We start from the raw sequence: 14,994 nt of genomic DNA, 5'->3' as shown, positions 1-14,994 counted from the left end.
CTCGATGCGGGCGCTGAGCGCGAACCCGCCGACCACGGCGGTGAGCAGGGCGATCAGCCACAGCACCAGCACCAGCGCGGCACCGCGCGTACGGCTCACGAACGCGCCCCGCGCGACTGGGTGAGTGCGGCCACCATCGGCGGCCACGCAACGCCCTGCTGCGGCGTGACGCGGATCTCCACCAGTGTCGGCAGCCGCCGCGTGTCATCCCACCGCGTCTGCCACTCGCCGAGCTGCCCGCTGCGCGGGTCCACGCCACGGTAGCGGAACGCCACCTCACGCAGGTCGTCGGCCAGCGGTTCCGGCGCGCGCGGCGGGGTTTCCTCGATTCGCTCGCCGTTCTGCACCAGAGTCAGCGCCACCTCCAGCCGCAGCGCTTTCCCGCTGCGCTGCACCTGCAATTCATGCACATACGGGCCACCACGACCGAGATAGCCCGGCAGTTCCGACACGAACAGCATGCGTTGCGGTTCACCGAGGAAGTGCACCGGCTCGCGGGTGGGATCGGGCGGTTCGGTGGCGGTGGGCAGCGCCATGCTCAAGCGCCGGCGCAGGAAACCCTCCACCGCGCGCATGCGTTCGTTCTGCGCGGCCACGCGCTCGCCGCGCTGGGCGATGTTCATGGCCGAGCGCACTGTCGCGAAGGCCAGCGCGAGGCCGCCGACCAGCAGCACGGTGGCCAGCAGCACTTCGATCAGGGTGAAGCCGCGCATGCGCTGCGGGTGCGTCATCGCGTCGCCTCCGCCACGGTGTTCGGCAGCAGGCGCAGGCTGCGCCACTGCAGGCGATCGCCCTCGCGTTCGCCCCAGGACACCTGCAGGGTCAGCTGGGCGAGGGTCGGGCCGCTGCTGGTGGCGGCCGGCGCCAGCGCCGTGGCGCGCGGCTCCACGTACGGCTCGACCTGCAGGTCCCAGCGGTAGCGGCCGTCCTCCCACTCGCCCTGCTCGCGCCCGACCTGCAGCGGCGCCTCCACGCCGGTGACCGCCAGCAGCGACTGCGCATGCAGTACCGCGCGCGTGCGCAGGTCGGCGGTGTGCACCTGCCGCGCCGCGCCGGACAGGCTGCCCAGCAACAGGGTAAGCGCCAACGCCAGCAGCGCGAAGGCGACGATCACTTCCAGCAGCGAATAGCCGCGCTGCCGTTTCATTGCGCGCCCCGCACCGGGCCCGAGCGCACTTCGCCGGTGACCCAGCCCACGTCGATGCGCCACACCGCGCCGCGCACGCTCAGCTCGATGGTGCCGCCGCTGGAACCGCCGTCGGGGTGGAACGCGATGCCGCCCTGGTCCGGCGCACTGGCCACCTGCGCGGCGCCGTGGAAACGGACGTCGAGCGTGTCGGGCAGGCTGCCATGGCGCCCGTTGGCGCCCTGCCACGTGCGTGCGCGGGGATCGATCAGGAAGCGCTGGCGTTCGCCGGTCGCAATGGCCTGGGTGCGCGTGTAGCGCAGCTGGCTGGCCACTTCCTTGCCGGCGTTGCGCAGGCGCATGCCGTCGATGCCTCCGTTCATCGCGTTGACGGTGATCAACCCGACGATGGCGATCAGGGCCACCACCAGCAGCATCTCCAGCAGCGAAACGCCGCGCACGCGCTGCCGTCGCGGCACGGCGCGAGGCGGCGGGGTGCGGCAGGACGCGGAGGGGGTGCGCAAGCGCGGTTACTCGTACTTGATGTCCGCGTCGTAGCTGCTGCCACCCACCTTGCCATCCTTGCCCAGGCTGATCAGGTCGAACGGCTGGCCTTCGCCCGGTGCGCGGTACTCGAGTGCGTTGCCCCACGGATCGTTGAGTTCGGCCGGCTTGGCATACGGACCCAGCCAGCCACTGCTGCCGCCGGGCTGGGTGACCAGGTCGTCCAGCTTGGCGGGCAGCTTGCCGGTGTCGAGCTGATAGTTCTCGATCTTGCCGGCCATGGTCTGTACCTGCGACTTGGCGATGTTGGCCTTGCCGCGATCGGCGCCGCCGAGCACGCGGCTGCCCACCAGGGTAAGCACCGCGCCGATCAGCACGATGACGATGATGATTTCCAGCAGGCTCATGCCCGACTGGTTGCGCGGCGAGGACAGGCGATACTGTTTGCGACGGTGGATCATGGAAGCTCCTTGCAACATGTCGGAAGGACGTGCGCCACGGCGGTCAGCCGATGGCATTGGTCAGGTCGTACAGCGGCACCAGCACCGAGATGATCACCAGGCCGACCACCGAGGCCAGCACCAGCGTGATCACCGGCACCAGCGCGGACAGCAGGCGGTCGATCGCGCGCGCGGTTTCCTGTTCGAAGGTGTCGGCGGTCTTGAGCAGCATCGCATCCAGCGCGCCGGACTCCTCGCCGACCTGGATCATCTGCAGCGCGAGGCGCGGGAAGCGTTTGCCACGTGCCAGCGACGCGGACAGCCCGTTGCCGTTCTTGACCTCGTCGCTGGCTGCGTCGACGTCGGCGGCCAGCGCGCGGTTGCCCAGCACATTGCGCGCAATGCCCAGCCCGGCCAGCAGCGGCACGCCATTGCGCAGCAGGGTGCCCAGCGTGCGCGCCAGCCGCGCGGTCTCCAGCTTGGCGATCAGGCCGCCGATGCCCTTTCGGCGCAGCAGCCAGGCGTCCATCGCCAGCCGGAAGGCGGGCTGGCGCAGCTTGCGCTCCAGCACCAGCAGCGCCAGCGAAGGCACCACGATCATGCCCAGCCAGCCCTCGCGCACCAGCAGCCCGGCGCCGAGCACCCACTGGGTGAACCACGGCAGCGCCACGTCCAGGCTCTCGTACATCAGCGCGAACTGCGGCACTACGTAGCCGAGCAGGAACATCAGCGCGCCCCCGACCACCGCCAGCAGGATGGCTGGATAGATCAGCGCGTTGATGACCCGGCCCTTCAGCTCGCGGCTGCGCTCCAGGTAATCGGCCAGCCGCTGCAGGGTGTCGTGCAGGCTGCCACCGGCTTCGCCGGCGCGCACCATGTTGATGTACAGCCGCGAGAACAGGCCATGCTGGCGTTCCAGCGCGGTGGACAGCGCCGCGCCGCCGCGCACCACGTCGCGGATGTCGGTGATCACCCGGCGGCTGCGCTCGTCTTCGGGCAGTTCCAGCAGGATGGTCAGCGCGCGGTCGAGCGGCTGCCCCGCCCCCAGCAGCGTGGCCAGCTGCTGGGTGAACTGCACCAGCGCGTTGCCGTCGAACGGCTTGCGCCGCAGCAACGCGGTCCACGAGGTTCCCCCGCTGCTGCCCTCGCTGGCCAACCGCGCCTCCATCGGCAGGCTGCCCTGGTCCTGCAGGCGCGCGGCCACGTCGGCTTCGCTGGCGGCCTCCATCTGGCCGTCGAACAGTTCGCCGTGTGCGTTGAGCGCCTTGTAGCGGTACAGCGGCATGCTCAGCGGCCTGCCTGCGAAGGTGCCGGGGCGAGGCGCATCAGCTGTCCTCCGTCACGCGCAGCACTTCTTCGATGGTGGTGTGGCCCAGCAGTGCCTTGCTCAGCCCGTCCTCGTACATGGTGCGCATGCCGGCGGCGCGTGCGATCTGCTCCACTTCGCCCATGCCCGCGCGGCGCATCACCGCGCGGCGCAGTTCGTCGTTCATCACCAGGAATTCCATGATGGTGGTCCGCCCCAGGTAGCCGGTCGGCGCCAGCGCGGACGGCTGCGCGCGGTACAGGAAGATCTCGCCCTCGGGCTGCAGCCGGCGCAGGCCGAACTTTTCGATCTCCTCCGGCGAGGCCGGATAGCGCAGCGCATGCTGCGGCTCCAGCCGGCGCACCAGGCGCTGGGCGAGGATGCCGTTGATGGTGGAGGTGAGCAGGTAGTCTTCCACGCCCATGTCGAGCAGGCGGGTGATGCCACCGGCGGCGTTGTTGGTGTGCAGGGTGGACAGCACCAGGTGGCCGGTCAGTGCCGACTGGATCGCGATGCGCGCGGTTTCCAGGTCGCGCATTTCGCCGATCATGATGATGTCCGGGTCCTGGCGCACGATGCTGCGCAGCGCGTTGGCGAAATCCAGCCCGATCTGCGGCCTGGCCTGGATCTGGTTGATGCCCTCGATCTGATACTCGACCGGGTCTTCGACGGTGATGATCTTGACGTCGGCGGTGTTGAGCTGGCTCAGCGCGGTATACAGCGTGGTGGTCTTGCCCGACCCGGTGGGACCGGTGACCAGCAGGATGCCGTGCGGCTGCTCCAGCACCTTGCGGAACTGCGGCAGGAAGGTGTCGGTAAATCCAAGGCGGTGGAAGTCGAACACCACCGTGTCGCGATCGAGCAGGCGCATGACCACGCTTTCGCCGTGCGCGGTGGGCATGCTGCTCACACGCAGGTCCAGCTCCTTGCCCTGCACGCGCAGCATGATGCGGCCATCCTGCGGCAGCCGGCGCTCGGCGATGTTGAGCCGCGCCATGATCTTGATGCGACTGATCACCGCGGCGGTGAGGTTGACCGGCGGGCTCTCGCCTTCGATCAGCACGCCGTCCACGCGGTAACGCACCTTGAGCCGGTTTTCGAACGGCTCGATGTGGATGTCCGACGCGCGCAGTTCCACCGCGCGCTGGATGACCAGATTGACCAGGCGGATCACCGGCGCTTCGGAGGCCAGGTCGCGCAGGTGTTCGATGTCGTCGACCACGCTGCCTTCGCCGTCGGCGGTTTCGATGATCGCGCCCATCGCGCTGCGGCCCTGGCCGAACCAGCGTTCGATCACGTCATCGATCTCCGACCGCAGGCCGACATGCAGGCGCAGCGGCACCGCCATCGCCAACCGTACCGCATCGGCGGCATAGGGCTCCTGCGGATCGCCCAGCCACAGGTCGAGCACGCCGTCGTGCAGCGCCAGCGGGCAGGCATGGAATTGTTTGAGAAAGCGCAGCGACAGCGGCAGCGCATCCAGCAGGGATTCGGGGGGCGCCTCGGCCACGGCCTTGCCTTCCAGCAACGGCAGCGCCAGCACGTCGGCACACGCCTGGGCATGGTCGCGTTCGGACACCAGGCCCAGCCGCACCAGCAACGGCAGCAGGCTGCCGCCGGCTTCGCGCTGCAGCGGGCGTGCACGGGCCAGGTCGGCGTCTTTCAACCTTCCGTTGCGCAGCAACAGCGCCACGATGCGGGATTCCGCATCCAGCGGGGCTTCTTCAGCAAGATGGTGGGCTACCGCATTCACGAAAGCTCTCCTGGCGACCCGGAGACTTTAGCAGTTCGCCGTGGTGCTACATGCAGTCGCCACCGTCTGAAAACGGGAGCCCGTCACATGACGGGCTCCCGCGGGTACGGCCAGACCGTTACTGGACGGCCTGGATGGTCACACTGTTGTATGCGGATTCACCCACCAGCTTGATGTAGTAGGTGCCCGCTACAGGTGCGGTGAAGCGCACGGTTTCACTGTTGCCGGGACGCGCCGACTTGGCACCGAAGTCCGTCGTGGTCGGCTCGGCGCCGGCCTTGACGTACAGCGACACGTTGCCGCTGCCACCATAGGTGAGGAAGCTCAGCGTCTTGCCGGCGGTCGCCTCGAAGCTGTACAGCACTTCATTGCCACCGGCGCCGCTCAGGCCACCCACGGCCACGCGGTTGGTGAGCGGGGTCGCATCGGGGGCGCAATCCACGGTGCACGGCTCTTCCAGGGCCTTGGCCAGCGCGGCCTTGGCGTCGACGATGCCGCTGCCGATCGGGGTGGCGGCCGGGATGGTCACCGGGAAGGTACGCGCGGTCTGCTTGAGCAGGGCTTCCAGCTGCGCCGGGGTCAGCGGGTCCTTGCCGGCCGAGGCCAGTGCACCCTGCACCAGCGCGGCCACGCCGGCCACGTGCGGCGAGGCCATCGAGGTGCCGCCCATGCCCATGTAGCTGTAGGCACCGGAGGTCGGCGTGGTCAAACCGTTGTAGCCGGCCTGCCAGACGTAGCCGCCCGGATTGCCGTCCACACTGCCACCGCCGCCCGGACCGGACAGATCCACCGCCGCGCCGAAGTTGGAGTAATAGGCGATGCCGCCGGTGATGCGGGTGGCACCCACGGCAACCACGTTGGCGCAGCTGGCCGGGCGGAAATTGGCCGCGTTGCCGGCCGAGTTGCCGGCCGCCACCACCACGGTGGTGCCACGCGACACGGCACCGTTGATCGCATCCTGGTAGGCCGCGTCGCACGCGCCGCCGCCGCCCAGGCTCATGTTGATCACTTCGGCCGGGTTCGCATTGGCCGGAATGCCGGCGACGGTGCCACCGGATGCCCAGGTGATCGCATCGGCGATATCGGACAGGTAGCCGCCGCACTTGCCGAGCACACGCACCGGAAGCACGCGTGCCTTGTAGGCTACGCCGGCCATGCCGACGCCATTGTTGGTCGCTTCGGCAATCGTGCCGGAGACGTGGGTGCCGTGCCAGGAGCTGTCATCGGCCAGCGAGCCGGCGTAGCACTCGTTGTCATTTTCAACCCAATCGCCGTAATCGAGCGCACCGGGTACGCGGGCATCGGTGGGACGGCGCGAGGTCTCGGCGTCGCTGATGAAGTCGTAGCCCTGAAGCAGGGTGCCGGCGGCGAAGTCCGGGTGCCCGGGCAGGATGCCGGTGTCGAGCACGGCCACCACCACGCCCTCGCCCTGGGCCACGTCCCACGCGGCCGGCGCGTTGACGCCCCCGGTGGCGCTGCTCAGGTGCCACTGGTACTGCGCGTACAGCGGGTCGTTCGGCACCAGCTGCGGGGTTTCCTTGGTGCGCACATCGGCGCGCTGCAGCTTGACGTCGGCTTCGGCGTACTGGACCGACGGATCGGCCTGGATTTCCTTCAGGACCTTCTGCAGTTCGGCCTGGCTGAGCTTGCCCTGCAGGCGGATCACGTCGGCACCGGTGCCAAGGCGACGCAGGTGCTGCGGGCTGGCCGCCGCGCTGCGCGCGGCCGGGGTGGCCAGGCTCGCGCGCGACACTGCCGAGGTCACTGCGGCCAGCTTGGCCGAGCGATCGGTGGCGGCGGCGGTGCCGGGGAGGTACTTGACGATGATGCGTTCGGAACCCTGTTGGGCAGTGCTGGCCTGCTGCGCGGGTTCCTTGACCGGCAAACCGGCGGCATAGGCGCTGGCGCCCACGGACAGCGACAGCACGGCGGCTGCCAGCACGTTGATGCGAAGGTTCTGCTTCTTGGTCACGGTGTAATCCTCTTCAAGGTCATGGATCAAACGACTGTTCAGGCCAACACTCCATGCGGAAACCCCGGCCGGCCCTGGCCAGGGTCTCCGTGACCCGCCCCCTCAGGCCTTGCATTGCATACGTGGGTTACCAGCCGAAGCCGGCACCCACGCCCACCGAGCTGTCATCGCTGCTGAACGCACCACCGACAGTGACGGTGGCGCGGTCGCTGATGGCGCGCTGATACCCCAGCGACAGCGCCGATTCGCCGCTCTGGAAGCCGACGCCGACGCCGACGCGGTTCTGCGTGCGGATGCCGGCGGCACTGGTGGCCATGTTGAGCATGGCCGCGTTCATCGCCCCCTGGCGGTCGATCCGACGGTCCTGGTGACGCAGGCGCTCGTCGATCTCGCCCTTGTAGATGTCGAAGGTGTCGGCCATCGCGCTGTAGCGCTGGTCGGTGTAGCTGTTGGCGGTAGCGATGCCACCGTCCAGCTGGCCCTTGTTGACCGCATCGGTGGCGGCGCTGCCGGCGGCGACATTGGTGACCTGCCGTTCGGCACCTGCGGCACCCACCGATACCGTGTCGGCGCGGTTGGCGACCGAGCCCTGGCCGAGCGCCACCGAGTTGGCGGCCGTGGCGCTGGCCCCCTGCCCGATCGCGGTGGCCGAGGCACCGCTGGCCACGGCACCATCGCCCATCGCCACCGAGGTGACCGGCGCCACCGCAGCCACCGGCTGCGCGGTGCCGACACTGGCGGCGGTCGGCGTGCCCTGTACCACCGGGGCGGCGCTGGCCACGCTGGCCGATGCGACGCTGCTGGCAGCCGGGGTCGCGGCGGTGTCGGCCGCGTCCGGTGCGGCCGCGACGCCGGCGCTGGAGACCGCCGCCGTCCGAGCCCGCGCCGTGCTGCCGCTGCCGCTGGCCACGCGCTGGTCGAGGTCGGTGACCTTGCGGTCAAGCGCGCCCAGTGCATCGCCCACGTTGTTGTACGTGCTGCCCTGGATCACGTAGTTCGGTGCGACGAACACGCCCTGCATGCCCACGCTGGCGCCACCGCCGAGGAAGCTGGCGGTGTCGGTCAGCGCCTGGAACAGCTGGCCGCCGTTGATGGCCTGGCGGCTGCCGCTGGCGATCGAACCGGTGGCGACGTTGTCCAGGGTGGTGCCCTGCAGACCCGACAACGTGAGCTTGTCGCGGCTGCTGTCGTCGTAGCTCACCGCATTGGCGGTGACGCTCTCCACCGAACCGATGCGGTCGTCGATGTCACCCACGCGGGTTTCGACCGCGCCGACACGCTGGTTGGTGGTGTTGAGCTGGCCACCGGTGACCGCATCGGTGCTGTTGGCGGCGATGCGACCGGCCGCGACGTTAACGATGCGCCGGGTGGCGGGCGCATCGGTGCCGTTGCCGCCACCGACCGAGACCACATTGGCTTCCACCGCGCGCGAGCCCGCACCCAGCGCCACCGAGTTGGCGCCGGACGCACCCGCGCTGGCGCCGATGGCGATACCGTTGGCACCGTTGCTGACGAAGGCGCCGTTGCCGACCGCCACGCCGTTGGTGGCATTGGTCGAGGCCAGGCGGCCGACGACGGTGCTGTTGTCGCCGCGTGCCGACGCATCGGCGCCGACGGCAGTGGCACCGGTCGCCGAGGCGGTTGCCGCGGTACCCAGCGCGCTGCTGCGGGTGCCGCTGGCGGTGGCGCCGGAACCGGCCGCCAGCGCATCGGTGCCGCTTGCGGTGGCTACACCACTGCCGCTGGCCTTGAAGCGCGCGCCCACCGCATCGGCGGTCGCCGCCACGCTGTCCAGCTGCGCCTTGTTCACCGCGTCGTTGGCATTCACTGCCGCGCCGACGTTGGTGATGCGGCGCGTGGCCGGACCGGTGGTGCCATTGCCGCCGCCGACCGACACCACGTTGGCTTCGGTGGCACGCGAGCCTGCGCCCAGTGCCACGCTGCCGGTGCCGTTGGCCCAGGCACTCTTGCCGAGCGCGGTGGCGTTGATGCCGCTGTAGGCGTAGCTGTCCTGGCCGATGGCGGTGGAGCCGGCCGAGGTCGCCCAGGCCAACTGGCCCACGGCGGTGGTCTGCGCCGCGGTGGCCCAGGCGCTGGCGCCGCCGGCGAAGCTGTTGGCGCCGCTGGCCTGCGCGCTGTTGCCGATGGCGATGCCATACGCGCCGGACGCGGTGCTGCCCCAGCCGAACGCCGAGGCGTAATCACCGCTGGCGTCGGCGCCGTAGCCGAGCGCGGTGGTGCGCACGCCGCTGGCGGCACTGAACGCACCCACGGCGGTGCTGTAGTCGCTGCCGGCTTCGGCGCTGTAGCCGAAGGCCGACGACTGCACACCGGCCGAGGTCGCGCCTGCACCGCTGGCGGTGCTGAACGCGCCGGTCGCCTGTGCACCGGCACCCAGTGCGGTGGCACCGGTACCGCTGGCAATGGTGGCCTTGTCGAGCAGCACGTTGCCGTTGGCATCTTCGTAGTACAGCGCACCGCCGACGGCTGTGGCCGAATCGGCGGTGGCCGACGCGTTGTAGCCGGACGCCGAGGCGTAGCGGCCCGACGCGAGCGAACCGCTGCCGTAGGCCGATGCGCCGGTGCCGAAGGCGTTGGACGCCTCGCCCGCTGCCGTGGCGTAGGTACCGTCGACGTAGCTGCCCACGTCGTCGCCGTTGCCGCTGCCGGAGGCCTTGAAGTAGCGGTTGGTTTCCTCGGCGGTATCGGCCACGGCGCTGAGCTGGTCGAGGTTGACCGCGTCGGTGCCTTCGGTACCCGCCGCCACGTTGGTGATCTGGCGCTGCGCATTGGCGGTGCCGACCGAGACGCTGTTGTCGCGGTCCGCGCTGGAACCGGCACCCAGTGCCACGCTGTTCACGCCGGTGGCGGTGGCGCTTTCACCCAGCGCGGTGGCGCTGGCCGCATCGGCCCACGAATTCCAGCCGATCGCGGTGGCGTAGTCGTCGGTCGCCCAGGCACCGGCGCCGAAGGCCGATGCACCGGTGCCCGATGCGCGCGCCGGGATGAAGCCGAAGAAGGTGCTGCCGCCGATGGCGACGCTTTCATCGCCGGTGGCCTCGCTGAACTCACCCACGGCCACCGAACTGGCGCCGGACGCGGTCGCTGCCGCGCCGACTGCCGTTGCATAGGCGTTGGACGCCACTGCCCCGTAGCCGAGTGCGGACGACAACTCGCCGGTCGCTTCGCTGTAGCCGCCGAAGGCCGACGCACCCGCTTCGGACGCGCTGGAGCGGAAGCCGTTCGCGGTGGCCTGCTGGCCCGACGCGATCGCCTCACTACCGTTGGCGGTGCTGTACGCACCCGAGGCCTGCGCACCGTTGCCGATGGCGCTGGCGCCGATCTCGCTGGCCGCCGCACCCGTGCCGACCGCCACGCTGTTTTCGCCGGTGGCCTGGGCATCGCTGCCCAGTGCCGCCGCGCCTTCGCCGGTGGCCAGTGCGTTGAAACCGATGGCCGTGGCGTTGTTGGCCAATGCATTCGCACCGCTGCCCAGCGCGCTGGCGCCATCGCCGATCGCGTTGGATGCTTCGCCGGCCGCCAGTGCGTTGTCGCCTTCCACATACGCGCCTGCGTCGCTGGCATCGCTGCCGCTGGCCTGGAAGTACTTGCTGGTGGTGGCCGCCGTTTCAGCCACCGCGTTGAGCTGGTTCACGTTGACCGCATCGGTGCCGTCGGTACCCGCGGCGACGTTGGTGATCTGCCGCTCGCTGCCGGCACTGCCCACCGACACGCTGTCGTCGCGGTCGGCAATCGAATCCGCACCCAGCGCCACGCTGTTCACCCCCGAAGAGGTGGCGGCGTTGCCCAGGGCCGTGCTGTTCAGGCCCGGCGACCATGCGCCGCCGCCCACGGCGGTGGAGTAGTTGCCCGACGCTTCGGTCGGCAGCAGGCCGAACAACGCACCGCCGATGGCCACGCTGTTGGTGCCGCTGGCCAGGCTGCCCTGGCCAGTGGCGGTGCTGTACGCGCCACTGGCTTCGGCGTCGCCACCCAGCGCGACACTGTTCGAGCCGGTGGCCTGGGCGAAGCTGCCCAATGCGGTGGCGTTGAAGGCCGTGGCAGCGGCGTAGCCGCCAATCGCGGTGGTGTAACCGGCGGTGGCTTCAGAGGCGAAGCCATAGCCGGCCGACAAGGTGCCGGTGACCACGCTTTCAGCGCCGACCGCGGTCGCGCCCGTGCCGCTGGCGGTGCTGTAGTAACCCAGCGCCACCGATTCCTCACCGGCGGCTTCGGACAACGCACCACCGGCCAGGCTACCCGCGCCCGAGGCGACGCTGGCCGCACCGGTGGCGGTGCTCTGCTCGCCCGAGGCCAGGCTTTCGGCACCGCTGGCAGTGGCGTATTCGGCCGTCGCCTGCGCATCGGCGCCGGTTGCCGTGGCGCTGCCCGCGCTGGCCAAGGCGTTGAGGCCGACCGCGGTAGCGGCATCGCCCAGGGCGAATGCGCCGCTGCCCACGGCCGATGCGCCGGTGCCGCTGGCGAAGCTGCTGGAACCGATCGCCGTGGCGTAGTCGCCGTCGGTGGCGGCGTTGGAACCGGCGGCCACGCTGTCCTCGCCACCGGCAACCGCGACGCCATCGCCCGTGGCCTGGAACGTGTCGGTGGCCGCGGTTAGCTGATCCACGTTCACCGCATCGGTGCCTTCGGTACCGGCGGCCACCTGGGTGATCTGGCGCTGCTGATCGTCATTGCCCACCGAGACGGTATACGCACGATCGGCGCGCGCGCCGGCGCCGAGCGCGACGGCATTGGACGCACTGGCATTGCTGCCCGCACCGATACCGATCGCGCTCTCACCGCCGGCCACCACATTGGTGCCGATGGCGATGGTGTTGATGCTGTTGCCCAGCGCCTGGTAGCCCACCGCGACGCTGTTGTCGCCGTAGCCGAACGCACCGCGGCCGAGCGCGGTGGAGCTGTTGCCACGCGCCCAGCTGTTGTAGCCGACCGAGGTGGCGCCGCTGCCATCGGCCCATGCGGCATAGCCCACGGCGGTGGCGTTGGCATCGGTGGCCCATGCGCTGGAGCCGAAGGCGGTGGCCCCGTCGCTGGTGGCCCACGCATACGCGCCGGTGGCGGTGCTTTCGCTGCCGCTGGCGAAGGCGTTGTCGCCCTGCGCCACGCTGTACTCGCCGGTGGCGCGCGACTTGTAACCCTGCGCCAGGCTGTTGTCGCCGGTGGCCTGTGCGCCGCTGCCGAAGGCATTGCTCACCGCGCCGGTGGCCTGTGCCCCTGCGCCCACGGCGACCGCATCCTGCGCGGCGGTGGTGCCCACCGTCACCGCGTTGCCGTCGGCATCCACGATCGGTGAGTTGTACTGGTCGTAGGCCTGGCCAACGCCGCCGATGGCGACGCTGCCAGTACCGCTGGCAGCCACGTTGCGGCCGACCGCGACGGTGTCGTCGCCCACCGCGGAGGCGCCGTTGCCCACGGCCACGGCACCGGCGCCGATGGCATTGCTGGCCTCGCCGGCCGCGACCGCACCATCACCATCGGCGAAGGCGCCCACGTCGCTGTCCTGCGAATCGTTGGCCTTGAAGCGGTAGGCGGTGCCGTCAGCGGTCTGCGCCACGGCGTCGAGCTGCGCCTTGTTGACCGCATCGGTGTCTTCGCTGCCGGCGGCCACGTGGGTGATCTGGCGTTCGTTGCCGACATCGCCGACCGACACGGTGTTGTCGCGCACCGCCGTCGAGTTGGCGCCCAGTGCAACGCTGTTGGCGCCGCGTGCGGTGCTGTAGAAACCCACCGCGGTGCTCAGGTCACCACTGGCCCAGCTTTCCGCGCCGAGTGCGGACGCGCCTTCGCCGGGTGCGTAGGCGAAGTAGCCCAGCGCGGTGGCTTCGGTGCCGGAGGCTTCGCTCAGCGTGCCGTTGGCCACGGCGTAATCGCCGCTGGCGATGGCGCCGGCGCCCACGGCCGTGGCGGCTTCGCCACTGGCCTGGGTCTGCACGAAGAAGCCCAGGCCCGGAATCAGGTCGGCCGGGCCGCCGATGGCGGTGCTGCTGGTGCCGGCGGCCACACTCTGGGTGCCGACGGCGGTGGCGTAGTCGCCGGTGGCATTGGCCACCGCGCCGAACGCAGAGGACTGTGCGCCGGCCGCATACGCGCCCACGCCATACGAAGAGGCGGCGAAGCCCGACGCTTCAGCGCTTGCGCCGACGGCGGTGCCGCCCACGCCGGCGCTGGTGGCGCCGGTGTCGACCGGCACGCCACCGTTGGTGATCAGCGGGTTGCCATCTTCGTCCACGGCGGCGCCGCCGACCGCGACACTGCCCGGGCCATTGGCCTGCGCATTGGTGCCGAACGCGGCGCTGTTCTGGCCGCTGGCCAGCGCGTTGTAGCCCACTGCGGTGGCGTTCTGCGCCACCGCGGTGGCGCCGCTGCCCAGCGCGGTCGCGCCGTTGCCGAGTGCGTTGCTGGCTTCGCCGATGGAGGTGGCGTTGTCGCCGTCCACGAACGCACCGGCGTCGCTGTCGGCGCTGCCGCTGGCCTGGAAGTATTTGCTGGTGGTCTGCGCGACATCACCGACCGCATCGAGCTGCGACTTGTTCACCGCATCACCGGCTTCGGTGCCGGCGGCGACGTTGGTGATCTGCCGCTGCAGGCCGTTGTTGTTGCCCACCGAGACGGTGTCGACGCGATCGGCGTAGGAGCCGGCGCCAAGCGCCACGCTGCCCACCGCCACCGCGGCGGAATTGGAGCCCAGTGCGGCGCTGAAATCGGCCACCGCTGTGCTGAAGGCACCCACTGCAATCGACGCTTCACCGCCGCTGCCTGCACCACGGCCGAGCGAGGTGCTGCCCGCACCAATCGCGAGTGCGCCACCACCGATGGCGGTTGCACCATCGGCACTGGCTTCGGCCAGGCCGCCAATGGCGGTGGCCGCGCCATTTTCGCTGGCGGCGAATGCGGAGGCGCCGAGTGCCACGTCGCCAAGCCCGAACGCCACTGCGCTCTGGCCCACTGCGACGGTGGCATCACCGATCGCCAGACTGTTCTGGCCGAAGGCGCTGCCGCCGAGGCCGGCGGCAATGGCATCGCTGCCGACCGCCGTGGTCGCGTTGGCCAGCGCCTGGCTGTTGTGGCCCAGTGCGCTGGCGCCGTCGCCATCGGCATTGGCACCGGCGCCGGCCGCGAGGGCGCCTTCACCGTCGATGCGTGCGGCGTCGCTGTTGTTGTTCGCGCCGTCCGCCTTGAAGTAGCGCGTCGCGCTGGCGGCGGTGGCGGCCACGGTGTCGAGCTGCGCCTTGTTCACCGCATCGGTGGCGGCAGTGCCGGCGGCGACGTTGGTCACCTGGCGTTCCTTGCCGGCATCGCCGACCGACACCGTGTTGGCGCGTGCGGCACGCGAGCCGGCGCCGAGCGCCACACTGTTGGCCGCCGAGGCGGTGCTGTTGCTTCCGATCGCCACGGCGTTCGCGCCCGATGCGGTCGCGTTGCCGTCCACCACGCAGCTGTCGATCACGTTGCTGTTCAGCACCACGCAATTGGCGTTGCCGCCCACTTCCACCGACTGCGCATGCGCGTCGGAGACTGCCCCGCCCATGCCCAATCCAAGCGTCAAGGCGATGGCGGCAGACAGCACGGCACCGCCGCGCGCGTCGGAAGACCGTCGCTGATCGATGACCACGCCCGGGGTCTGGCTGCTGGCCAGTTCGGAGGCAACGACCATCTGCCCCAGTGCTTTGTTCCAGACCTTGCGATAAATCCGATTCATCGATGCGACTCCTGGTTGGCTGGTTTTGGGCAAAGCGACGCCAACGCCAGGCCGCGTGGCCCAACGTCCCCTGGGGGCGTTTTTCGCTTGATTTACTGCGTTGTGCCGGATGGCGCGCTAACGGCGCGATCGACGAACAGAGAACTCGCCATCCTTGGGGTTACTTCCGAACT

The 14,994-nt window shown here is 70.3% G+C and carries 8 protein-coding genes and 1 pseudogene; all 9 read right to left on the bottom strand.

What is annotated here, in order from left to right:
• Positions 1-99: pseudogene (locus ACREPD_RS09650) on the bottom strand (type II secretion system minor pseudopilin GspK); the annotation flags it as partial.
• Entirely contained in the window at positions 96-731 is a 636-nt protein-coding gene (locus ACREPD_RS09645) for a type II secretion system protein J (RefSeq protein WP_431599123.1), read from the bottom strand. The gene ACREPD_RS09645 and the pseudogene ACREPD_RS09650, both read right to left, overlap by 4 nt.
• Positions 728-1,147 (bottom strand): type II secretion system protein XpsI, encoded by a 420-nt coding sequence (gene xpsI, locus ACREPD_RS09640; RefSeq protein ID WP_431599122.1) that lies wholly within the window; start codon positions 1,145-1,147, stop codon positions 728-730. Before xpsI ends, ACREPD_RS09645 begins: the two co-directional genes overlap by 4 nt.
• Complete coding sequence (gene xpsH, locus ACREPD_RS09635) at positions 1,144-1,563, bottom strand: type II secretion system protein XpsH (RefSeq protein WP_431599124.1); 420 nt, start codon at positions 1,561-1,563, stop codon at positions 1,144-1,146. Before xpsH ends, xpsI begins: the two co-directional genes overlap by 4 nt.
• Before the next feature lie 93 nt (positions 1,564-1,656).
• The gene (gene gspG, locus ACREPD_RS09630; protein ID WP_431599121.1) at positions 1,657-2,091 is read right to left on the bottom strand and encodes a type II secretion system major pseudopilin GspG; all 435 of its coding nucleotides are present in this window, start codon (positions 2,089-2,091) and stop codon (positions 1,657-1,659) included.
• Positions 2,092-2,134: 43 nt separating this feature from the next.
• A complete protein-coding gene (gene xpsF / locus ACREPD_RS09625; protein ID WP_431599120.1) occupies positions 2,135-3,355 on the bottom strand; it encodes a type II secretion system protein XpsF in 1,221 nt (406 codons plus the stop codon).
• Between the two features lie 40 nt (positions 3,356-3,395).
• Positions 3,396-5,129: a type II secretion system ATPase GspE gene (gene gspE / locus ACREPD_RS09620; protein WP_431599119.1), complete on the bottom strand. Its 1,734-nt coding sequence runs from the start codon at positions 5,127-5,129 to the stop codon at positions 3,396-3,398.
• A gap of 118 nt (positions 5,130-5,247) precedes the next feature.
• Entirely contained in the window at positions 5,248-7,101 is a 1,854-nt protein-coding gene (locus ACREPD_RS09615) for a S8 family peptidase (RefSeq protein ID WP_431599118.1), read from the bottom strand.
• Positions 7,102-7,228: 127 nt separating this feature from the next.
• A complete protein-coding gene (locus ACREPD_RS09610) occupies positions 7,229-14,821 on the bottom strand; it encodes an ESPR-type extended signal peptide-containing protein (protein WP_431599117.1) in 7,593 nt (2,530 codons plus the stop codon).
• Positions 14,822-14,994 lie beyond the last annotated feature (173 nt).

The sequence above is a fragment of the Stenotrophomonas sp. genome, from assembly GCF_050737075.1.
Lineage (GTDB): Bacteria > Pseudomonadota > Gammaproteobacteria > Xanthomonadales > Xanthomonadaceae > Stenotrophomonas.
Note: the sequence above shows the minus strand (reverse complement) of the source record. Positions and strands in the feature narration are given on the sequence as shown.

Bases quoted from the DNA above. Each gene is read 5' to 3' on its own strand.
- xpsH (WP_431599124.1), bottom strand. From the start codon at position 1,563: ATGCTGCTGGTGGTGGCCCTGATCGCCATCGTCGGGTTGATCACCGTC.
- gspG (WP_431599121.1), bottom strand. From the start codon at position 2,091: ATGATCCACCGTCGCAAACAGTATCGCCTGTCCTCGCCGCGCAACCAG.
- ACREPD_RS09610 (WP_431599117.1), bottom strand. From the start codon at position 14,821: ATGAATCGGATTTATCGCAAGGTCTGGAACAAAGCACTGGGGCAGATG.
- ACREPD_RS09645 (WP_431599123.1), bottom strand. From the start codon at position 731: ATGACGCACCCGCAGCGCATGCGCGGCTTCACCCTGATCGAAGTGCTG.
- xpsI (WP_431599122.1), bottom strand. From the start codon at position 1,147: ATGAAACGGCAGCGCGGCTATTCGCTGCTGGAAGTGATCGTCGCCTTC.
- xpsF (WP_431599120.1), bottom strand. From the start codon at position 3,355: ATGCCGCTGTACCGCTACAAGGCGCTCAACGCACACGGCGAACTGTTC.